At 69.1% G+C, this 21978-nt stretch carries 19 protein-coding genes and 2 tRNA genes; 3 read left to right on the top strand and 18 right to left on the bottom strand.

The window, feature by feature from the left end; genetic code table 11:
* Positions 1-148 precede the first annotated feature (148 nt).
* Complete coding sequence (locus ACIPV2_RS01395) at positions 149-901, top strand: SGNH/GDSL hydrolase family protein (RefSeq protein ID WP_400837452.1); 753 nt, start codon at positions 149-151, stop codon at positions 899-901.
* A gap of 47 nt (positions 902-948) precedes the next feature.
* On the top strand, positions 949-1302 hold the full coding sequence (locus ACIPV2_RS01390; protein WP_400837450.1) for a hypothetical protein: 354 nt from the start codon (positions 949-951) through the stop codon (positions 1300-1302).
* A gap of 344 nt (positions 1303-1646) precedes the next feature.
* Here the strand turns inward: ACIPV2_RS01390 and glmM are convergent, their stop codons facing one another.
* From glmM to rplM, 3 genes are read right to left on the bottom strand one after another with little or no spacing between them, the layout of a single operon-like run.
* Positions 1647-3011: a phosphoglucosamine mutase gene (gene glmM / locus ACIPV2_RS01385; RefSeq protein ID WP_400837447.1), complete on the bottom strand. Its 1365-nt coding sequence runs from the start codon at positions 3009-3011 to the stop codon at positions 1647-1649.
* 17 nt (positions 3012-3028) lie between these two features.
* Positions 3029-3514 (bottom strand): 30S ribosomal protein S9, encoded by a 486-nt coding sequence (gene rpsI, locus ACIPV2_RS01380; RefSeq protein WP_099195945.1) that lies wholly within the window; start codon positions 3512-3514, stop codon positions 3029-3031.
* Between the two features lie 29 nt (positions 3515-3543).
* On the bottom strand, positions 3544-3990 hold the full coding sequence (gene rplM, locus ACIPV2_RS01375; RefSeq protein ID WP_071640481.1) for a 50S ribosomal protein L13: 447 nt from the start codon (positions 3988-3990) through the stop codon (positions 3544-3546).
* Positions 3991-4660: 670 nt separating this feature from the next.
* Between rplM and ACIPV2_RS01370 the strand changes: the two genes are divergently transcribed.
* Positions 4661-5656, top strand: coding sequence for a hypothetical protein (locus ACIPV2_RS01370; protein ID WP_400837443.1), 996 nt, complete (start codon positions 4661-4663; stop codon positions 5654-5656).
* A 405-nt stretch (positions 5657-6061) separates the two neighbouring features.
* Here ACIPV2_RS01370 and ACIPV2_RS01365 read toward each other — a convergent pair whose 3' ends face one another.
* The 15 genes from ACIPV2_RS01365 to ACIPV2_RS01295 form a co-directional block, all read right to left on the bottom strand.
* Complete coding sequence (locus ACIPV2_RS01365; RefSeq protein ID WP_101188158.1) at positions 6062-6730, bottom strand: endonuclease/exonuclease/phosphatase family protein; 669 nt, start codon at positions 6728-6730, stop codon at positions 6062-6064.
* Positions 6731-6794: 64 nt separating this feature from the next.
* On the bottom strand, positions 6795-7643 hold the full coding sequence (gene truA / locus ACIPV2_RS01360; protein WP_400837439.1) for a tRNA pseudouridine(38-40) synthase TruA: 849 nt from the start codon (positions 7641-7643) through the stop codon (positions 6795-6797).
* A gap of 29 nt (positions 7644-7672) precedes the next feature.
* Entirely contained in the window at positions 7673-7909 is a 237-nt protein-coding gene (locus tag ACIPV2_RS01355) for a YbdD/YjiX family protein (RefSeq protein WP_400837437.1), read from the bottom strand.
* On the bottom strand, positions 7909-10182 hold the full coding sequence (locus ACIPV2_RS01350; RefSeq protein WP_400837434.1) for a carbon starvation CstA family protein: 2274 nt from the start codon (positions 10180-10182) through the stop codon (positions 7909-7911). Before ACIPV2_RS01350 ends, ACIPV2_RS01355 begins: the two co-directional genes overlap by 1 nt.
* Positions 10183-10299: 117 nt before the next feature.
* Positions 10300-13647 carry an ATP-binding protein gene (locus tag ACIPV2_RS01345; RefSeq protein WP_400837431.1) on the bottom strand — a complete coding sequence of 1116 codons (3348 nt, stop codon included), beginning with the start codon at positions 13645-13647 and terminating at the stop codon, positions 10300-10302.
* Entirely contained in the window at positions 13644-14540 is an 897-nt protein-coding gene (locus ACIPV2_RS01340) for a DUF4194 domain-containing protein (RefSeq protein ID WP_400837428.1), read from the bottom strand. The genes ACIPV2_RS01345 and ACIPV2_RS01340 overlap by 4 nt, the downstream gene beginning before the upstream one ends.
* Positions 14533-16002 carry a DUF3375 domain-containing protein gene (locus ACIPV2_RS01335; RefSeq protein ID WP_400837425.1) on the bottom strand — a complete coding sequence of 490 codons (1470 nt, stop codon included), beginning with the start codon at positions 16000-16002 and terminating at the stop codon, positions 14533-14535. The genes ACIPV2_RS01340 and ACIPV2_RS01335 overlap by 8 nt, the downstream gene beginning before the upstream one ends.
* A gap of 203 nt (positions 16003-16205) precedes the next feature.
* Positions 16206-16279, bottom strand: a tRNA-Met gene (locus ACIPV2_RS01330).
* Positions 16280-16311: 32 nt separating this feature from the next.
* Positions 16312-16383: transfer RNA gene (locus ACIPV2_RS01325), tRNA-Thr, on the bottom strand.
* A 66-nt stretch (positions 16384-16449) separates the two neighbouring features.
* The gene (locus ACIPV2_RS01320; protein WP_400837423.1) at positions 16450-17700 is read right to left on the bottom strand and encodes a M23 family metallopeptidase; all 1251 of its coding nucleotides are present in this window, start codon (positions 17698-17700) and stop codon (positions 16450-16452) included.
* Positions 17701-17831: 131 nt separating this feature from the next.
* Positions 17832-18626 carry an inositol monophosphatase family protein gene (locus tag ACIPV2_RS01315; protein WP_400837420.1) on the bottom strand — a complete coding sequence of 265 codons (795 nt, stop codon included), beginning with the start codon at positions 18624-18626 and terminating at the stop codon, positions 17832-17834.
* Positions 18623-19903, bottom strand: coding sequence for a hypothetical protein (locus tag ACIPV2_RS01310; protein ID WP_400837417.1), 1281 nt, complete (start codon positions 19901-19903; stop codon positions 18623-18625). The genes ACIPV2_RS01315 and ACIPV2_RS01310 overlap by 4 nt, the downstream gene beginning before the upstream one ends.
* Positions 19904-19977: 74 nt before the next feature.
* On the bottom strand, positions 19978-20787 hold the full coding sequence (locus ACIPV2_RS01305) for an enoyl-CoA hydratase/isomerase family protein (protein ID WP_400837415.1): 810 nt from the start codon (positions 20785-20787) through the stop codon (positions 19978-19980).
* Positions 20788-20945: 158 nt separating this feature from the next.
* A complete protein-coding gene (locus tag ACIPV2_RS01300; protein WP_400837412.1) occupies positions 20946-21437 on the bottom strand; it encodes an FBP domain-containing protein in 492 nt (163 codons plus the stop codon).
* 9 nt (positions 21438-21446) lie between these two features.
* Positions 21447-21968 (bottom strand): nucleoside deaminase, encoded by a 522-nt coding sequence (locus ACIPV2_RS01295; protein ID WP_400837409.1) that lies wholly within the window; start codon positions 21966-21968, stop codon positions 21447-21449.
* Positions 21969-21978 lie beyond the last annotated feature (10 nt).

Here is a 21978-nt window from a genome sequence, read left to right as displayed (position 1 = left end):
GATCTGCCCGCGTTGCCGCGTTAGGGTAGCAGGATCGACTGTCGACCACAGTACAGAACGATCCTGGACACGCCGCCCAGCGGCCGGCGGTCGCCCGAGTCGCCCGTCCTCCATTCTCAGAACCGCATCTGAGCACTAGCATGATCCCATGGGGAAACATGGGGCGATCTGGCGTGTCATGACGCGCGAGATCGGGGGGCTACCAGTTTGGGTATTGATATCGACCGTCACGTTGATTGTCGTAGCGCTGGCTTTCACGGCGTCGGCGAAGCGAGCGGAGCCTGCTCAGTTCGTGGAGCCGATCGGCATGGACTCCCCGACCCCTCCGGCGCCGATGCCGCTGGTTGTCTTCCTCGGTGACTCCTACACCCAGGGGATCGGAGGCGAGGGGATCACGTGGCCAGACCTGATTGGTGCGGAACGAGGCTGGGACGTGGCCAACCTCGGAAGAGGCGGGACCGGGTATTTGGCCACCGCTGGGACCGAGGGTTGCGGCCTGCGCCACTGCGGCACGTATGCGGAAACAAGTGCCGAGATTGTCGGTGCACCTCGCGCGATCTTCATCAGTGGTGGCCGCAATGACATCGGCAACGCCACATCGAAGATCGCAGAAGCTCTCGGAACGCTCGTTGACGACCTCAAGGCGCGGTATCCGAAGGCCATAGTCGTCGTACTAGCCCCCTGGCAGGACGACGATGCTCCGTCTCAGCAGTTCTCTGAGCTTGCTCCGGCACTCAAGGCCACGAGCGACGAGAAGGGTGCGGTCTTCGTCGACGCAGGGCAGCCCCTCGCGGGCATGAGTGACTTGGTGGCGGACGATTCCGTGCATCCGAATCCGAATGGCTATCGCGCACTCGCAGCCGCCGTCGATAAAGCGATCGCCACGATCGCGCTGCCCTGAATGCTGAATCCCTGGAGGCCCACATGCGATTCTCTAAGTTTTCGACTGTGCTCATCACCGTGGTGATTGCTGCGGTGCTGAGCGGATGCACCGCGGACGTAGCGCCAGGTCCCACGCGCTCGGGGCAGCCGGACGTGTCCCTCGACATTCAAGACGCCGACGAGGAGTCGATCACGCTTTCTGTGGGAGAAGTGCTCGTGATCACGCCCGCAGATGATACTCATGCACTCCGCGCGGTGCTCCTTGACTCTGCCGTTGCGGAGTTCACTCAGGGAACCGACGAGTCCGGTGGCACTGCCCCCTCAATACGTGGGAGGGCCCCCGGAGAGACAGAAGTCGTCCTCAGCGACCCGACCGGTGAGGCGGACGACGTGTCGTTCACACTCACCGTTGTGCGCTGAGCGCTGAACGGGAGCGGCTGGCCTTGCTCCTTGAGCGGACGCCCGTCCCACCAAAGACAAGGTCGCCTCGAGCCAGACAGCTCGTATTCTGCGGAGCCGCAGAACCTTTGGAACCAGAGCGCATTCATACGCTGACGCAGTAGAGTCGAAGCGCGACGCTGTCATACGCGTCGCTGGCGCGATACGGCATCCCCAGTGCCACGCGTCAGATGCGGAGCTGTCCCCAGCGGCCCGTGTCAGCGGCCCCAGCTGAGTCCCCACTCGCGGGGCCGCACCCGTTTTCTCGCTCCGAGTCGAAGAAGGCGGCCACCGGAGGTGACCGCCTTCTTCTGTTGTCGCAGATGTCAGAGCGCGAGGTGCTCTCGCACCACCTCGGCAAGAGACGACGCATGGGAGTGCGCGGTCTCGGCATCCGCCGCCTCGACCATCACACGCACGAGCGGCTCGGTGCCCGACTTGCGCAACAGCACCCGGCCGGTCTTTCCCAGCTGCGACTCGACGGCCTTGATCGCGTCCTGCACGCCGGTGTGATCCGAGACCGCGTCCTTATCGACGTCCTTCACGTTGATCATCACCTGGGGGTAGACGGTCATGACCGAGGCGAGCTCGGCGATCGACTTCTTCTGACGCGCCATCTCGGCGACCAGGTGCAGACCGGTGAGCACGCCGTCGCCCGTGGTCGCGAACTCGCTCATGATCACGTGACCCGACTGCTCGCCGCCGAGCGAGTAGCCGCCGGCGTTCATGTCCTCGAGCACGTAGCGGTCGCCGACCGCGGTCTGGCGCACGGTGATGCCCTGCTCGCGCATGGCGACGTGCAGACCGAGGTTGCTCATCACGGTGGCGACGAGCGTGTCATTCACCAGTTTGCCGCGGCTCTTCATCGCCACGGCGAGGATCGCCATGATCTGGTCGCCGTCGATGACGTTGCCGTCGGCGTCGACGGCGAGGCAGCGGTCGGCGTCGCCGTCGTGCGCGATGCCGATGTCGGCTCCCACGCGGATGACCTCTGCCGCGAGCTTGTCGAGGTGGGTCGATCCGACGCCGTCGTTGATGTTCAGGCCATCAGGATCTGCGCCGATGACGGTCACCTTGGCGCCGGCCGCGGCGAAGACCTCGGGCGATGCTCCGGATGCTGCGCCGTGGGCGCAGTCGAGCACGACGTGGATGCCGTCGAGCCGGTGCGGCAGTGAGGCCAGCAGGTGCATGACGTAGCGGTCCTCGGCATCCGCGAACCGGATGACGCGACCGACGTCGCCGCCGGTGGGCTGCAGCTTCTCGCGCGACGCGATGGTCTCCTCGATGCGCTGCTCGACGAGGTCGGGCAGCTTCACGCCGCCGCGGGCGAAGATCTTGATCCCGTTGTCGGGTGCCGCGTTGTGCGAGGCGGAGATCATCACGCCGAAGTCGGCGTCGACGTCTGAGATGAGGAAGGCCGCGGCCGGCGTGGGCAGGGTTCCGGCATCCAGCACATCCACGCCCGACGAGGCGAGACCCGCCTCGACGGCGGCGCTGAGGAAGTGCCCCGAGATGCGCGGATCACGCGCGACGACGGCGGTGAGCCGCTTGCCGACGGTGCGACGCGCGTCGGCAATACGGCCCTGGCCCAGGACGACAGCAGTCGCCTGGGCCAGGTGGAGCGCAAGCTCGGCGGTGAGGAGCTGACCGTTGGCCAGCCCCCGCACGCCGTCCGTTCCGAACAGTGCCATAAGAGGAACTGCGCGGATCAGCGCTTCGAGTACTGAGGAGCCTTGCGGGCCTTCTTGAGACCAGCCTTCTTGCGCTCGATGACGCGAGCGTCGCGCGAGAGGAAGCCGGCCTTCTTGAGGGTCGGGCGGTTGTTCTCGGCGTCGATGTTGTTCAGCGCACGGGCGATGCCGAGGCGCAGCGCGCCGGCCTGGCCCGAGTCGCCGCCACCCGAGATGCGGGCGATGACGTCGTACGCACCCTGCAGGTTCAGCACCGTGAAGGGGTCGTTGATCAGCTGCTGGTGCAGCTTGTTCGGGAAGTAGTCCTCGAGCGTACGACCGTTGATCGTGATGGTGCCCGAGCCGGGAACCAGACGCACGCGGGCAATGGCCTGCTTGCGACGGCCGACAGCGGCGCCGGGAACGGAGAGCACGGGGCGGGGAGCCGACTCCTGAACCTCAGCCTCAGGGCTGGAGGTCGAGAAGTTCTGCGGGAATTCGGTGGTGTCCTGGATTTCAGCCACGAGTATGTCCTTTGAAATCTGAGGGGCGCTTACTGCGCGACCTGGTCGAGGGTGTACGGCGTGGGCTGCTGAGCGGCGTGCGGGTGCTCGGCACCTGCGTACACCTTGAGCTTCGACAGCTGCTGACGACCCAGGGTGTTCTTCGGGAGCATGCCGCGGACGGCCTTCTCCACGGCGCGAACCGGGTGCTTCTCGAGGAGCTCGGCGTAGCTCGTGGCGGTCAGACCGCCCGGGTAACCCGAGTGGCGGTAGGCCATCTTCTTCTGGAGCTTCTGACCCGTGAGGGCGACCTTCTCGGCGTTGACGATGATGACGAAGTCACCGGTGTCGACGTGGGGAGCGAAGGTGGCCTTGTGCTTGCCGCGCAGGATCGCTGCGGCGTGCGAGGCGAGGCGACCGAGAACGACGTCAGTGGCGTCGATGACGATCCAGTCACGCTGGACCTGCCCGGCCTTCGGGGTGTAAGTGCGCGTCACGATAGTGCTGCTTTCTTGATTCGAACGGAGAGGTTCGTGAATCCCACTCCGGGGTGGGTTCCGCCTCGAGGATCCGAGAAGAAACACGCGCCAGTGGAGGGCTCACGTTCGCGGGTGCGACCGCAGTTGATCACACACCAAGGGTCAAGCTTACAGCATCCGGGCTGGTGCGACGAACTACTCTTCCCTACTCCCGCCGCAGGTCCCATATGGCCGCATCGACTCGGGTGAGGCGGCCACATGGGACCGCCCGGTGTGTTTGGCGGCGTGCTCTCCCTTCTCGCCCTCTCCCCTCCTGCCGCCGCAGGTCCCATATGGCCGCATCGTCTCGCGCAAGGCGGCCATATGGGACCACTCGGTGTGCTTGGCGGCGTGCTCTCCATCCTCGGCCTCTCCCCTCCTCGCGCCGCAGGTCCCAAATGGCCGCGTCGTCTCGCGCAACGCGGCCATATGGGACCACCCGGCTTGCTGAGCGCCGTACTCTCCCTCCTCGGCCTCTCCCCTCCTCCCGCCGCAGGTCCCAAATAGCCGCATCCCCGCGAGTGAGGCGGCCATATGGGCCCACCCCGCGAGCGCTGATCGTCCTGCACATGCGCTGTCTGCTTCGGGTTCTCCACCGTCCGTGCGTCTGGCTTGTTCACCAGTCCCAGGTCGAGGCGAGAGTAGACGGATGCCGACGACACCGAGCGACCTGCCGACGACAGTCGGCGCGCATTTCAGCGTCGGGAGGGGTCGAGAAGCCGGCCTCACGAGCCGCCGGATGCGCGCGAAGGATCTCGTCCGGCCGTTCCACGGCGCACGTCGCACGGTCGCCGACATCGCCGCAGAGCAGGACGAGATCGCCCGAGACACCGAGCCGCTCGCCCCGACGCGCGCGAGCATGCGCCGCATGCGCTCGAAGGCACTGTCGTACCTGCAGGTCGCCACCCCCGGCAGCTTCATCTGCGGCGCCAGCGCCGCCGTGCTGCACGGCTACCCGGTGAATCCCCCGAACGACCTCGACGTCGCGGTCTTCGCGCCGCGGCGAGCGCCGAAGGGGCGGGGCGTCAAAGGACGCACAATCGCAGTGCATCTGGTCGACGTCGAGGTGGTCGACGGCATCCCGACCTCCTCTCCAGCCAGCACGTGGGCGATGCTCGGACGCGATCTCAGTGTGCGAAAGCTGATCATCCTCGGGGATGCCATCGTCCGAGTTCCCCGCGACGAGCGAGGGATCAAGCATCCGGAGCGGGCCGGGGCGACGATCGAGCAGTTGCAGGCCTCGATCGACGCCGGTTCACGACCCGGGCTGAAGAAGCTGCGCGCCGCGCTGGACCGGATCCGGGTCGGCTGCGCATCGCCGTTGGAGACCGAGTACCGGCTCGACAGCGAGGACGCCGGCCTGCCCGAGCCAGAATTGGATGCCGACATCTGCGACGCTCGAGGCCGGCGACTGGGCATCTCGGAATTCGCCTACCCGCGGTACGGCGTCGTGGTCGAGGTTGAGGGCGATCACCACCGCTCGTCGAAGCATCAATGGAATCGCGACCTGCAGAAGTACCGAGACTATGCGAACGCAGGCTGGGAGGTCGTGCGCTTGACCGCATACGACATCCGGACGCTGCGGAGGGGCCATCGCATCGTGCGCGAAGTCCTGATCCGGCGGGGTTGGCGCCCTGACCTCTGAACCGTGCGCTCGCCCCTTCGACGAGTGGGCCCAGGTGGTCGCGTCCCCGCGCCGAGGCGGCCATATGGGACGACCCGAGCAAGGGTGTCAGGTCACAGGTCCAAGCCATGTTACGAGTGGGCCCAAATGGCCGCACCCCCCGCGCCGAGGCGGCCATATGGGACCACCCGAGCAAAGGGGGGCGAGGTCACACGGCCCGAGCCACTCGACGAGTGGGCCCAAATGGCCGCATCCCCCACGCCGAGGCGACCATATCGGACCACCCGAGCAAAGGGGGGCGAGGTCACACGGCCCGAGCCACTCGACGAGTGGGCCCAAATGGCCGCATCCCCCACGCCGAGGCGACCATATGGGACCACCCGAACAGCGAGCCGGGGCCAGGCCAGGCGAGCCCCCGCCCCCGACTTACTCCGCCTCGGCCGTGACCAGGATCGGGCGGTGATCGCTCGTGGCTTGCGGCAGGGTCGTGATCTTCGAGATGTCGAAGCCGACCGAGGTCGCGAAGTCGTAGTGCCCCTTGAACACCCGGTAGCGCGTGTACGTGCGGTCGTCGCTGAGGGTGAGGGTGTACCCGTGATCGCGCACCGTCTGGCCGAGTCGCTCCTTGAAGACGGGGTAGTTGTAGTCGCCGACCATGAGCACGGGCATTCCGGGCCCGAGCTCCTGCAGGGCATCCAGCCCCGCCCTGATCTGGTTGCGGCGCAGCGAGTTGAGGGCGGTGAGCGGCGCGGCGTGGAACGACGCGACGATCAGCCCGTGTCCGGTGTCGATGTCGCGCAGCCGCGCGCCGAGCACGCGCTCGTGCGCCGGCTTCAGCACCCGATCGTGCAGCGACTTCTTCAGCCCGATCGTGCGCACCTGCTCGACCTCGAACGTGTTGCGCCGCAGGTACATCGCGAGCCCCAGCCGGTTGCCGCTGGTCGTGTGCACGAGGGACAGCCCGCCGATGACATCCGGAAGGGCGGTGGTGTCGCACTCCTGCAGACAGAGGATGTCGGGATCGTGCTCGTCGACGAGCGCCGTCAGCTCCGTTGCGGCGCGATGCTTGCGAAGGTTGTACGAGATCACTCTCATACCCGCCACGTTACCGCCGTGCCGCAGTGCCAAGACCGGGGTTGCGCACGAGACCTGCGCGGGACTATTCCTCGTCGCGGTCGCGTCGGGCGCGGGTCTGCTCGGCGCGGGATGCCAGCAGCTCGTCGGCCGGATACCCGACCTCGACGAGCGTGAGCCCCCTCGCCGGCAGCACCTTGAAGGCGCTGGTGCGGGTCAGCTCATCGCGCAGCCGGGCGACGTCGGAGACCTCGAGCTTGCCCTCCCCCACCGCGGCGCACGCGCCGACCAGCGCCCGCACCATGCTGTGGCAGAACGCGTCGGCCTTCACCTCCGCGACGAGCACGCCGTCGCGGTCACGCGCCCAGCGGTAGTCGAGCAAGGTGCGGATGGTGGTCCCCTCCTCGCGCGGCTTGCAGTACGCGGCGAAGTCATGCAGGCCGATGAGGGTCTGCGCGGCGGCATCCATCCGCTCGACGTCGAGAGCGGCGCGGATCGTCGTCGTGTCGTTGCGGCGCATCGGGTCGTAGCCGACCGTCGCGTCGGCGAGCCGATAGCCGTACCGCCGCCACACCGCCGAGAAGCGCGCGTCGAACCCCTCGGGCGCGAGGCTCGTGCGAGTGACGGTCACGTCGGGGTAGTTGCCGAGCACCCCTCGGATGCGACGGGCGAGAGATCCCGCAGGATCTGACGCCGCGTGCCCGTGGCGCGTCTGGAGTCGAGCCCACTGGAGCTCGTCGAGATCGAGGTGCGCGACCTGATCGGAGGCGTGCACACCGGCATCCGTCCGCCCGGCGACCACCAACTGGGCGTCGGAGCCGAGGATGCGCGCCAGCGCCGCCTCGATCGTGCCCTGCACCGTGCGCAGGCCGGGCTGCTTCGCCCAGCCGCGGAAGTGGGTGCCGTCGTAGGCGATGTCGAGACGGATGCGCACCCGTTCAGCCTAAATGGGCGGGCCGGACGTCAGCAGCAACGGGCCCCGGGGTTGCGGTCCTGCTCGTCCATCCGCTCTCGCCAGAACTCCCGCTCGGTGAGCACCGGCGCATCCGGGTGCTGCGCCCGGTGATGAGCGACGTACGTCTCGTACGCCCGGTCACCCATCAGCGTGGTGACGTACCACCGGATGCCCGAGGCCGCACCCCGCATCCGCCGCCAGAGGGCGACGGATGCGGAGCGGAGCTCCAGGCCGGACGCGCTCATCAGTGGCCGCCTCGAGTGCGGGCCGTACCGGTAGCGCTGTCGTGCTCGCGCCACTGCTCTTCGATCTCGCGCTCGGCCTTCGTGGCGATGAAGCCGGCCGGGGCGAAGCGGCGCGAGGGAGTCGGCTCGTCCTCACCGTCGTCGGTGATGCCCCTGCGGATCGAGTTCACTCCCGAGATGACCGCCACGGCGATCACGACGATGGTCAGCACCACGAACACGATCGACAGGGTGCCCTGTACGGCCGTGTTGCGGATCACCGCCTCGACCACCTCGGGCTCGCCGAGGCTGCCGTCGGCGGCCGCCTGCGCGGCACGGTACTTGGCGTTGTTGGCCCAGTACCCGATGGCCGGCACCGGCGAGAAGATCTTGTACATCGACGCGGTGATCGTGATGACGGCGGTGAAGGCCAGCGGCACCGCGATGATCCACAGCCAGCGCACGTAGCTCGGACCGCGCTTGGCGACGATGGCGAACACCACGGCGAGCGCGATCGCCGCCAGCAGCTGGTTGGCGATGCCGAACAGCGGGAAGAAGGTGTTGATTCCGCCGAGCGGGTCGGTGACGCCGAGGATGAGGATGTAGCCCCACCCGGCGACCATGATCGCCGTGCAGATCCAGACCCCGGGACGCCAGCTGATGTCACGGAACTTGGGCATCCAGGCGCCGATCGAGTCCTGCAGCATGAAGCGCGCCACGCGGGTGCCGGCGTCGACGGCGGTGAGGATGAACAGCGCCTCGAACATGATCGCGAAGTGGTACCAGAAGCCCATCATCGCGGTGCCGCCGCCGATCTGGTGCATGATGTGCGCGAGCCCGAGCGCCAGGGTGGGAGCGCCGCCCGTGCGCGAGACGACGGTCTCCTCGCCCACCGCCGTCGCGGTGCTCGTGAGCATCTCGGGAGTCAGATTCACGCCCGTGAGGCCGAGCGAGTTGACGAAGGTCACGGCTCCCTCGACGGTGCCGCCGGTGAGCGCTGCCGGCGAGTTCATCGCGAAGTAGATGCCCTGGTCGATCGAGATCGCGGCGACGAGCGCCATGATCGCGACGAACGACTCCATCAGCATCCCGCCGTAGCCGATGAAGCGCGTCTGGCGCTCCTTCTCGATGAGCTTCGGCGTCGTGCCCGACGAGATCAGCGCGTGGAAGCCCGACAGGGCCCCGCAGGCGATGGTCACGAACAGGAACGGGAACAGCGTTCCGGAGAACACCGGCCCCAAGCCGGTCTCGGCGAACTCGGTGAACGCGGGCACCTCGATCTCGGGGCGCACCAGCACGATGGCGCCGGCGAGCATCACGATGACGCCGATCTTCATGAAGGTCGACAGGTAGTCGCGCGGGGCGAGCAGCAGCCAGACGGGCAGCACGGCGGCGATGAATCCGTAGACGATGATGGCCCATGCGATGGTGCTGCGATCGAGGTGGAAGATCGCCTGGCCCCAGTCGGTCGCGGCGACGGCGCCGCCGCCGACGATGGCGGCGATGAGCAGCACGAATCCGATCAGCGACACCTCGGTGATGCGACCGGGTCGCAGGAAGCGCAGGTACAGGCCCATGAAGATCGCGATGGGCAGCGTCATACCGACGCTGAAAACGCCCCACGGGCTCTCGCCGAGGGCGTTGACGACCACCAGCGCGAGGATCGCGATGATGATGACCATGATGAGCAGCGAGGCGATGATCGCCGCAGTTCCGCCGACCTTGCCGAGCACGTCGCGTGCCATCTGCCCGATCGAGCGTCCGCTGCGTCGCATCGAGAAGAACAGCACGGTGTAGTCCTGCACGGCACCGGCCAGCACGACGCCGACGATGATCCAGATCGTGCCGGGGAGGAAGCCCATCTGGGCGGCGAGCACCGGACCGACCAGCGGGCCGGCTCCGGCGATCGCGGCGAAGTGGTGGCCGTACAGCACGCGACGGTCGGTGGGCACGTAGTCCTTGCCGTCTTCGCGGATCTCGGCGGGGGTCGCACGGCGGTCATCCGGGCGGGTGATGTACCGCTCGATCACCTTCGAGTAGAACCGGTAGCCGATCGCGTAGGTGCAGACCGCCGCGAACACGAACCAGATCGCGTTGACGGTCTCGCCGCGGACGATGGCGAGCATGGTCCACGCCACGCCGCCGAGCAGGGCGACCGCGACCCAGAGCACGATCTTCGGCACGGTCATGCGGGATTCCCGCTCGAGCTCAGCCTCAGGAACGGCGACAGGTGGCAGTGCGGGGTCGTGCACGGACGCGCCGGCGCCCCTGCGGGATTCTCGGGAGGAAGCCATGGGATCTCCTTGACGGCATCATTGCGGTGTAGGGGCTCCCTCACATTATCGACGCGGGGATGCCGCGCCGGGGGGCATACCGCACCGTGGAGCCGATTTGGGCAACGGCCACACCCGTCAGTCGACCGCGACCTTCGGCTTCGCCCACGAGCGCCCGCGGGTGTCCTTGAGGATCGTGTACTCCACATCGACGTGCGGCTCGATCGCGCTGTACTTGTCGTTCGGCGCGCCGATCACGAGCTGGAATCCCAGCCCTCGCCACGCGCCGATCGCCCGCTTCGTGAAGTGCGCGTCGGCCTTGATCAGCGCCTCGTCCATGAACACCGGCGCGTAGCGCGGACGCGAAGCGCCGGCATCCCCCAGCTGATATCGCAGAGCCGCGCCGACGATGAACGCGACCAGCTCCTGCGACTCGCCACCGGACTTCTCGCCGATGTGGTCGTACAGCGCGACGTGCTCGCCCGTCTCGGCGAGCACCCGCTCGGCCGACACCCGTACGTGGTTGCGCACGTCGATCAGCTCGGCGAAGTCGGGAGCCGTGCGGCGCATGCGCCCGATCAGCCGGCTCATCCGCTTGTACGCGTGCTCGCGCTCGTCGTCGGTCGAGGCCGCCTCGATCAGGCCGCGCACCTCGCGCAGCTCCCGGCGGAAGCGCTTGCGCGCCTCGGACTGGTTCTCGCGCGGCGAGATCTGCAGGCGATGCCGGTCGTCGTAGAACGGCAGCTCGCGCATGATGCTGTTGATCGGCTCGATGCGCTCCCTGATCTCACGCACCGAGCGGCTCAGCGTCGAATCGAGGCTGGTCAGGTCGTTGCCCGAGAGCCCCAGCAGGCTGTCGCGCCACTCGTTCTCGAGCTCGTGCAGGCCGTTCGTGCGCAGCGCCTCGAGGATGCCGAGGAACTCCGGCACCGAGGCATCCGGATCCGGCAGCAGGTTGAGGTTCGGCCACCGCTCGAGGAACGACGCCATCAGCTGCCGCATCCGCTCCCGCCGCTCGGCGTGCGCCTCCTCGGCCGCGCGGCGGTCGGATGCCAAGCGCGCCGCCGCCGACTTCAACGCCAGGTCGAGACGGGCCAGCCGGTCGCTCGCCGGCGCACCCTCCCCCTCGCCGTGCTCGAGCATGAACCGCTCATCGAGGAACGCCGCCTGAGCATCGCCGACCGACATCTCCGCAGCATCATCGACGACCCGCTGGCACTCGTCGACGTCGTCGGTCACCGCGCCCCAGCGCTCCTGGGCGTCGGCGCGCTGCGCGCCGAGCGCACCGATCTCGTCGCGCAGCACGGCGGCACGGACCTTGAGGCCCTCGGCCCGCTCCCGCAGATCCGCGATCTCCGGGTTCGCCGTCGTCACCTCGGCCTCGACGGCCTGCCAGCGCTCGACCTCCGCCGCCAGCGAGGCGACGTCGATCTGCTCCCAGCTCAGGTCATGGATCATCGCGAAGGCCGTCGAGCGCTGCTCGATGGCATCCATCGCCGCCTCCGCATCCGTCACCGCGGCGGTCGCCGCCGCGACTTCCGTCTCAAGGGCGGCGGCCTGCTCGTCGAGCGCGCGCAGGCGCCGCTCGTTCGAGAATCCGATCACGTTCTCGCGGCCATGCCCGCCGTGCGCGCCGCGGCTGCCCTGCGACATCTGGCCCGTGATCGTGAGCGCCGTCGAGTGCGCGCCCAGCTGCGCCGACGAGTCGACGCACACGAATCCGAAGCGCTCGTCGAGGCGCTGCTGCAGCCAGCCGGTGAACGGCGTGGGACGGTAGTCGAGACGGCCCGGCAGCGTGCGGGCATCGGCAGAATCGGTCGACGCCAGCCCCGTCTGAACACCCTCGTAGCGCAGGCGGATCGGCAGCCGCACCTCGTCGATCGCCGCGCGGAACCGGTCGATGTGCGCATCGTCGAGCAGCAGCGTCGTGGCGAAACCGCCGAGCGCGAGATTGAACGCCTCGCGCCACGGCTCGAACTCGGTCCGCACCTCGATCAGCTCGCCCACGAAGGGCAGGTCGCCGGCGTCGAGACCGGCGGCCTCGGCCAGCAGCATGCGCGCCCTGTCGAGGGCGGGAGGGATGCTGCCGCGCAGCCGATCCGCCTCCGCGCGCTCCTCGGCGAGCGCACGCCGGCGCTTCGCGAGCGCCTGCCGGGCGGATTCCGCCTCGGCGAACGTCGCCCTGGCCTGGCGGCGAGCGGATGCGTCCGACTGCGCCGCCCGGGCGGCCGCCTGCACCTCGGCGAACTCCTCGGCCGTCGTCGCCGACAGCCCGAGCTCGGCCAGCACGGCGTCGAACCGGTCGCGCTCGCGCTGCACGTCGGCGAGGCGTCGCTCGACCGCGCGCAGCTCGCGCTGCGCGGTCTCGAGCCGGTCGCCGCCCGACTGCCGCAGCAGGTCGAGCAGGCCGTCGCGCTCGGCCTCGGCGGCGTCGACCAGCGCCTTTTTCTCGCGCAGGGTCAGGTCGAGGGCGTGCGTGCGCTCGCGCAGCTCGTCTTCGACCTCGCGCAGCAGGTCGAGGCGGCGCTCGGCCCGCCACAGCGCGGCGCGCGAGTCCGGGGAGGCGAAATCGCCCACCTCGTCGATCAGCCGCACCTGCTCTGCGGCTGCCGTGATCTTCTCCCGGATGCCCTGGATCGGCTCGAGCGCGTTCACCTGCTGGCGCGCGGTGATCATGCTCGTGCGGGTGCTCTCGAGCTCGTCGAAGTGCGCGACCACGGCATCCGCCGTCGCCATCGTCTCGGGCTCTTCGAGAACCAGCCGCTTGTACAGGTCGTCGACCGTCGTGATCTGCTGACCGGCCTGGATGCGCGCGAGCAGGCTCATCGCCTTCGCGCCGGAACCCGCCGCGCCGATGCCGAGGACGGCATGCAGTCGTGCGGAGAACTCGCGGTCGGTGGCGAGGGTCTCCAGCCCGAGGGAGCGCAGCGCGGAGTCGGCGAGCCGCTGCGAGGCGACCTCTTCGAGGCGCGCGAGGTCGAAGAATCCATCGGTCGTCGCACGCACCCGCACGGTGTCTTCGAGGATGCGCGCGCCCGCCGGGATGTACCAGGCCCGCAGCGCCGTGAAGCGCGAGCCGTCGTGGTCGAGCCACGTCATCGCGATGGCCGTCCAGGTGTCCTCACCATCGCCGCGCAGCACACGGAGCTTGGTGCCCTCGTCGGTGCGTGACTCGTCGATCTTGCCGCGGCCGTACGAGAGGATGTTGCGCTGCTCATCCCCTCGAGGGCGACCCGTGATCCCGCCGTTCGAGGCGCCGTTGAACGGCGTCGTGTGCGGCATCATCAGGGCGATGTAGGCGTCCATCAGGGTCGACTTGCCGGAGCCCGAGCCGCCGCACAGCATGGTCGCGTTGGGCGAGAACCGGACCCGGTGCGGGCCGCCGTCGTAACCGCCCCAGTTGATGAGCTGCAGATCCTCGGCGACCCACTGCTGGCCGCGGGAGTCAGCGGGGATGAGCCCGAAGAGGGTGTCGAGCATCGTCACAGCGTCGTCTCCTTCTGGGCGGTCGCGGCTCGGGCGGTTTCTGCTCGGGATGCCTGTTGCGCCGCCTGCTCGCGCAGCCATGCGCGAAGCTCGGCGAGCCTCTCGGCGCTCAGCACCACCTCGACGAGCGGGCTGATCCGATAACGGCCGAGGGTCTCCTCGTCGATCACGCCCTCGCGGTCGAGCCGGTCGAGCGCCGCGCGGATCGCCTTCTGCTGACGGGCGGTGCTGCCATCGGCATCCGTCAGATAGCTGAGCACGGTCTGCTCGATGTCCTCGATGTCGATGCGCGGGGCCGGCTCCCCCGCCGCGGATTCGCGCTGGAAGACCGTGCGCAGGTGCACGAGCACGAGCGTCTCGGTGCGGTTGTACGGGGCGTCCTTGAGCAGGATCGGCACCTCGAACTCGTCGGAGCGCACCTGCTGCTTGTACGCCACGCCGCGGCCGAGGTCGACCACCAGTCGCAGGTACATGTCGTGCATCCGCGATTCGATGAGCTGCTGGTGCTCGAGCAGCAGCGCCCACTCGGCGCGGTTGTCGGCGCTGAGGAACCGCCGCTGCAGCACGTGCACGAGCACGCGGCGCACCTCCGAGTCGAGCGTGCCGCGGTCGCCGGGGAAGAGCTCGTCGAGGTCGTCCTCCATCGCGACCGGGGCGATGAACGGCGCGTCGGTCTGGGCGTCTGCGCGGTCGCCGGGTCGCTCAGGGATGGAAAGCGCCGGTTCCGCGGCATCCGCACCCGCGTTTTCCATCCCTGACCCGGGTGCCCGATCCGCGGCCGTCGACTCGGGGATGCCGAACGCCGGTTCCGCGGCATCCGCACCCGCGTTTTTCATCTCCCGCCCGGATGCCCGATCCGCAGCCGGGCCGGAAGCAGCAGTCTCGTCAGTCATCGTCGTCCTCCTTGGCCGCGCGGGCGGTGGCCGAGACGAACGCGAAGCGTCTCGTGGTGCCGTCGGGGCGCAGCGTCTCGACGGTCGACAGACCGTCGGTCTCGTTCATGCCGTTGCGGTGCGCGATCTCGAGCAGACCGACCAGGTCCACCGGGCGCCGCGTGTCGTCGGGAGCGTGCGCGAAGGCATCCCCCAGGTCGAACCCCTCCCCGAGACCCGCCACGTAGGTCTCGAGCTCGGCGTACCGCGGCCCGCCCCACGAGCGCGAGTCGGCTTCGAGGTACTCGACGTCGTCGGCATCCGTCAACGGCGCTGGAGCACCCGGCGTCCGGACGTCGCCCACCGTCTGACGGAGGCGTCCGAGGTCGATGAGCGGCAGGCTGCGCACCGGGTCGACGGTCGCATTCGACGGAGCCGCCTGCGCCCAGTGATGCAGGCCCGAGATGACATCGCGCAGCAGGTCGTCGATCTGCCGATCGCGCAGCGGATCGTGCGTCTTCACCTGCCCGGTGATCACGTGCGAGGCGCGACGCTGCGCGGCCAGCACCTCCTCGACGCCCAGCTCGACCCGGCGGCCGATCGCATCGAACTCCGCCCGCTGGGCCTGATCGAGGTGCCGGGCGAAAGGGTGCGCGAGCAGATCGTGCAGCTGCTCGGCGAGAGCGTCGATGCGCTCGGGGTCGCCGATCAGCTTGAGGGCACCCGCGAAGGCCCGCCCCTCGGGGGTGGACTGCATGACGTCCTTCGCGCGCTGCAGGTACTCGCGCAGCACCTCGCCGGTCGGGCGCTCGTCACGGCGCAGGTGCGCGACGACATCACGCTGCATCGCCTTGAGCGACTCGGCGACGCGGGTGAAGTCGGCGGGCAGTTCGCGCGCCAGGTGCAGGATGTTCTCGGCTTCTTCGTACAGCTCCTCGTCGTCGACGGGAACCGTGCCGTTCGCCTGCACCCGCAGGATCTCGGCGTCGAGGGCATCCCGTTCGGCGGTCAACCGGGCGATGCGCTTGACGGGGTCGGCCTCGGCCTCATCGGCCAGGCGCTCGACCGCGTCGAGCAGGGTGCGCACCCGAGAGTTCGACACCCGGGTGCGCCCGCCGCCGGTGCGGCCGGTGATCTCGAGTGCTTCGACGGCATGCGCTGAGAGCCGGTACACCTCGACGTCGTCGTCGATCTGCTGCACGAGCCAGCCCTGCTTCGCCCAGGTGCGGCAGACCTCCCGTCCGCTGCCCGCGGGGATACGGCGGTCGTCATCGTCGTGTCCCGCAGAGCGCAGCTCGTCGAGCGCCTCGGCGACCTCGGCGTGCGCATCGGCGACGGGCACGGAGGGGCGCTCAGCCGAGAACAGCATCGACAAGGCTGCGATGACGAAGGGCGCCTGGCGACCATGGAGCAGCCCCAGCGTCGGCGTTCGGAAAGCCGCGAGGGAGCGAGAGTATGCCGCCTCGGCACGCGCGCCAGTCACACGCTCCAGTTTATCGGGCGGGCTCGGCGCTCCTGTCGCCCGCCGTCCGTCTCCCCGCCGGCCGCGCGAGACTTGCGTTCCAGCATGAGACCGACCTTCGCCAGGCAAGTCTCGTGCTCGAACAGAAGTCTCGGGGCCGGGCGGCCGCTTCGATCGCCACCAGATACGACAAAACCCCCGGCTTCACCGGGGGTTTCATTCTGTAGCAGGAGCGGGGCTTGAACCCGCGACCTCACGATTATGAGTCGTGCGCTCTCACCAACTGAGCTACCCTGCCGCAGGGCATCCGATCGAAATCTGAATGCTGCGAGCCCCGAGTCAGGATTGAACTGACGACCCCTTCCTTACCATGGAAGTGCTCTGCCACTGAGCTATCGGGGCGTGCTGCCCGTTTCCGGGCAACCAGATGAGATTATCACCTCACGGTGTCTCGCGCGAAATCGAGGCTCAGTACTCGTAACGCCCGGCGTTTCGCTGCATCCACGGCAGCGGATCGACCGTCGAGCCGTTGATGATGATCTCGAAATGCAGGTGCGCACCGTACGAACGGCCCGTGTTTCCAACGTGTCCGATGACGTCGCCCACCTTGACCGTGTCGCCGGCCTTGACCTGCATCGAGCCGTGCTGCATGTGCGCGTAGTGGCTCGTCACGACCTGGCCGTCGATGACGTGATCGATGTAGATCGTCACGCCGTACGCGCCGCCCGACTCGGTGGCCGTGCGCACGGTGCCGTCGGCAATGGCCTGGATCGGCGCGCCCTCTCCAGGCACGAGGTCGATGCCGGCGTGCAGCCGGCCCCAGCGCTCCCCATAGGGGGAGCTCATCGCCACACCGACCTTGAACGGCCACTGGATCGCGGCCTCGGGGTCGTTCGTGTACAGGCTCTCGGAGAACTTGATGCCCTCTTCAGCTGCGACCTGCGCCAGCGAGATCGTCGAGTACGAGTCGGAGCGGGCGAGCGACTCGCCCTGCGCATCGGCGGGAGCGACGAACGCCTGGATCTGGCCGTCGTCGACCTTCGCCGAGGAGGCAGCGGCAGCGCCGGCGACGAGGGAGGTCGACGCGCCACCCTGACTGGCGGCCACGGCCGATACGGGCAGTGTCATCGACACGGCGATGAGGCCGGCGACGCCCATGACGCCGAGGCTGGCACCGGCCGCGACGAATCGCGCGACCCGAGGACGCCGAGGAGCGACGTGAGAGACGACGATGCCCGCAGACACAGGCTCGTCGGCGACGGGCACCTCGTCGACGGACTGGTCATCGACGGGACGGAAGCCAAAGGCCTCCGACGCCACCGTGAACGCGTCTGCGTCGACCGTTACAGCGACGGGATCCACGATCTCGGAGGGCTCCTCGCGCACAGCGGGAGCGGGAGCGGGAGAGGCAGCGGATGCCACGGATGCGACGATCTCGGCGATGACTGCAGCGGGCGCGGCGATGACGGCCTCGGGCTCGGTGACGGTCTGCGCTTCGGGGCTTCCGCCCGCGGCCATCCGACGGGCGCGACGGCTCGTCGCGGCAGCCGAGACAGCGGCGGCGGTCACGGCCGCAGCAGCGGCGACAGCGGATGCCGCGGAGGGGACGACCTGGTCTGCGTTCGGAGTTGTGGAATCGGCGGGGGCCGTCGTGGCGGCGCGCAGTCGATTCGAACGACGCGTGGTGGCAGCGGCGTTCTCAGTGTGCTCAGGGGGCAAAACGGATCTCTCGGGTTTCGGGTCAAGCTGAAGAAGGGCTTGATCACTCACGTCGTTCGGGCGACGAAAGTAACGATCAGGTAAACGCTATCGTGCTCCGGCTGAAAAAGCCATGAGTCCGAACATACTCATCATCTGCCGTCGTCGGCGAGCAGCTCGCACAGCCGTCGGTGCACGTCTGGGCCTCCGGCGACCAGCATCGGTCGGGCGGCGGCGGGGTGGAGGCGCGTCACCACTCCCCCGGCTTCCTCGACGAGAAGCACCCCGGCGGCGAAGTCCCAGGGCTTCAGGCCCCGCTCGAAGAACCCGTCGAGGCGCCCGGCCGCGAGGTAGGCGAGATCGATCGCCGCGGACCCCATGCGTCGCACGTCGCGGGCGATCGTCATCGCGCGTCTGACGGTGGCGAGATCGCCGTCGTGGGTCGACGGGTCGTACCCGAACCCGGTGCCCAGCAGTGCTCCGGCCGGGGTCTCGGTGGTGACGACCAGACGTTTGCCGTCGAGCCACGCGCCCTCATCGCGAACAGCGGTAAACAGCTCCCCCAGCGCGGGCGCACACACGGCACCGGCGATGCTGCGCCAGCGGTCGGGATCGGGCTCACCCTCGACGACGGCGATGCTGACCGAGTATCCGGGCATGCCGTAGGCGTAGTTGACCGTGCCGTCGATCGGGTCGACCACCCAGGTGCGCCCGCTCGAGCCGCGCTCCGCGCCGGTCTCCTCACCGAGGAATCCGTCTTCGGGTCGCTCCGCCTTCAGTCGCTCACGGATCAGCTGCTCGACCTCACGATCCGCCTCGGTCACGATGTCGGAGATGGTGGACTTCGTCGCGGCGAGCGCGACTCCCTCGGAGCGCCGACGCCGAGCCAGATCGCCGGCTTCCCGCGCGATCTCCGCGGCGAGCGTGCCGAGATCGGCTGCGGTCACGGCTGGTCCTCGGTCCGCTCGGGCGCGTGCGGCTCAGCTGCTGGCCCGCCCTGCCCAGCAGCGGTCGGCGGAGCCGGGGGCACGGGCGGAGCCGGGTGCTGTGCAGCTGCGGTCGGGGGAACCGGACCTGCGGACTGCGGAACCGGCGGCACGCGAGGAGCCGGAGGCACCGGAGGGGCAGCGGGAGCTCCCCCGGCGCGGGGTACTGGAGGCACGGGCGGAACCGGCGGAGTGGCGGATGCGGCGGTTCCGCCGAACGGGGCCTGCGACGTCGGCGGAGCGGGCGGCGCCGGGGGTCCGGCGGGAGCGGACCCGGCACCGTGGTGCTCAGGCACACGCGCGAACGGCGCGCTGTCATCCCACCTCGGCTCGACCCGCGGCGCCACCGACGGCGGTCCGGTCTGGGCACCCGTCTGGGCGGCCTGCCCGTAGGCGTCGTGCGGAGCCTCGAGCGTCGGGAAACTCGGCGACGTCTGCTGCGGCGCATAGGTCGGGCGCCCGGTGTAGTACGCGTTCAGGTCGGGGCTGCCGTCGGGCAGCGCCGGCAGCGGCGTGCGGCCATCGGCATAGGTCGGCCACATCTGCTGCGGGGCAGCTGCGGCAGCGGGCCGCGCGGGGCGGGGCGCACGCGGCGCGAACAGCGCGTTCAGCAGCGGGATCAGGGTGGTGCCGACGGCGGTGAGGATCGCGAGCGCGACCACGATGCGCCAGTACAGGTCGTCGTATCGGAACTGATCGGGGAAGGTCAGGTGGAACACCAGCAGCGCGACCAGGCCGGCGAGCATCGCGAACGTGACGATGACGATCACTCGCGTGAACGTCGTGACGTATCGGCGGGAGGCGCTCGTGAACAGGCGCACGTGCAGCAGAGCCAGCTGCAGGATCGCGATCACGAGGAGGAACTGGAAGAACCTCACGCCCACCCAGCCGTACCACTCCGCGACGTCGCGCGGCAGCCAGATCTTCACCGCACCGACGAGGAGCACGATGATCCAGCTGATCATGCTGCTCAGGGCGAGCCAGTTAGGACGTCGCTCGGCGAGATGCGCCTCGGCGATCGCGACACCCGCGAACAGGGCGAGCAGCAGGATCGTCAGGAAAGCTCGGCCGATGAGGCCGTCCTGGTCGCCGACGAGCACCCAGACCACGCACACGAGGGCCGCGGCGATCAGTGCGCCGATCGCGATCCAGATGGCGCCGCGCAGCAGCTTCGACGACATCGGCTTGTGCGCATCGGCGTTCGCCGGATGCCCGGCTGACGGTGTGACGTCGGACATGGTGAGATCCTCCCCGGTCGGTGATCTCATCCTCCCATGCACCCGTCAGGACGATCGGATGCTGTGGATAAACGTCAACGCTTGCGCGAGGCCGCCGCGAATCCGGCGATGCGCGCCTGAGCGTCGGCCGTGTCGAACGCCGCGCCGATGGAGTCGGCCTCGGCGCTCAGCTGCTCCTCGAAGGAGCGCGACGGCTGCGAGCGCACAAGACGCTTCGCCTGCCCGTAGGCGGCGGATGCACCGGCCAGCCAGAAGCGCGCGACCTGCTCGGCGCGCTCGCGTACGGCATCCGCCTCGGCATCCGGATCAGACCCCGCCTCGCCTGCGGCACCCGCCACCGCCTCAGCGACGAGGCCCCACTCGACGGCCTCGTCTGCCGACAGCATCCGGTCCTGCAGCAGCAGCTGAAGCGCACGGCGCTCGCCGACGGCCCGCGCGAGCTGCGCCGAGACCGACAGGTCGGGCGTCAGTCCGATGTTCGCGTAGCGGCTGCCGATCTTCGAGCTCGCGCCGACCACCGCGTAGTCGCTGCACATCAGGATGCCCAGGCCGCCGCCCGCCGTGGTGCCGTGCGCGGCGGCGACGACGGGGATCGCGGACGTGGTCAGCGACAGGATGCCCGCGTTGATGACGTGCGCGAGGGACGTGATCTCGTGCCCGCCGGCCATCCCGGTCGACATGGCGAGCACATCGCCGCCGGCACAGAAGGCCCGGCCGTTTCCCTCGATGAGGATGGCGCCGACATCGTCGCGGGCCACTGCTTCGGCTGTGGCGTCGCGCCAGGCGTGCGCCAGATCGGCGTCGAAGGCGTTGAGGCTCGCGGGACGGTTGAGCGTGAGTCGGGCGAGGCCCTCGCCGATCGTGAGCAGAAGCGGCTCGGTCATGGCTCTCCTTCGATGCGCAGGACGGGGTTTCAGCCTACCTGGCACCGAGGTTCACGCGGTGGGTGGTGCCCCGCGAGCGCGGCCTGGGTGCGAGGTCAATTGGGTACGGAAGCAGCGCCGAAACCGTACACAAGTGACCCCGCCAGGCGCGGCGACCGTCAGTCCTCCGAAAGCACGCGCACCACGAAGTCCTCCATGCGGTGCCTCGTGCCGTCGAGCCGCTGGTCGATCTGACCAGGGGCGCGCACCTCGCTCGGCGCGAGCGGATGCGCGAGTCGCACGTTGTCATGACACGACAGGTCCGCGCAGATGTAGGTGCCCGCGCTGTCGCCGCGACGGCCCTTCGCTCCCCCGCGCCGTGCGGTCAGCAGCGCCACCTGGCTGCCCGGCTGCATGGTGCGGCAGATGTTGCACATGCCCGAGCGCACCCGCGCCGGGTCGGTGGAGCGCAGCACGATGCCCATCGGATCCCCGTCGTGCTCGACGATCACGACCGCGCGACGGCTCGATTCGGGGTCTCGCCAGGCGAGGAAGTCGATGTAGTCCCAGTCGGTCAGGATGAAGTCGTGCGGCATCCCGATCTGCTCGATCTCATCGGCGTCGGCGTTCTTGATCGCCTCGCGGACCTGGGTCTCGGTGAGTGGTCGCATCGATCCAGTCTAAGAAGACGAGCGCTCGGCGAGGCGCCGCTGCAGCTCCTTGACGTCGTCGACGAGGTCGTCGGCGGGCCCGTCGACCCGGATGCCAGGAGCCACCACCTCGATCGGCAGCGCGGCCACAGGTCCAGGCGCCAGTCCCCATTCCCCGTGCCACTGCGACAGCTGCGCCGACGAGGTCGCGTACACGATGCGCCCGAGGCCGACCCAGGCGTGCGCGGCCGAGCACATCGGGCAGTGCTCACCCGAGGTGTAGACCGTCGCATCCGCCCGCTCCTGCGGAGACAGATGCGCCGCCGCCCACCGGGCGATCTCGAACTCGGGATGCCGGGTGTGATCGCCCCCGGCGACCCGGTTGCGGTCTTCGAAGAGCACCTCGCCATCGGGCGAGATGATCAGCGAGCCGAACGGCTCGTCGCCGTCGTCGAGGGCCTCGCGCGCGAGCTCCACGCATCGGCGCAGGTGGGTCAGGTCCGTGGCATCCATGGCATCCATGGCATCCACCCTCTCATCCGGCGCGTTCATCGTCCCCGCG

Source organism: Microbacterium sp. NPDC089987, assembly GCF_044748505.1.
GTDB lineage: Bacteria > Actinomycetota > Actinomycetes > Actinomycetales > Microbacteriaceae > Microbacterium.
Note: the sequence above shows the minus strand (reverse complement) of the source record. Positions and strands in the feature narration are given on the sequence as shown.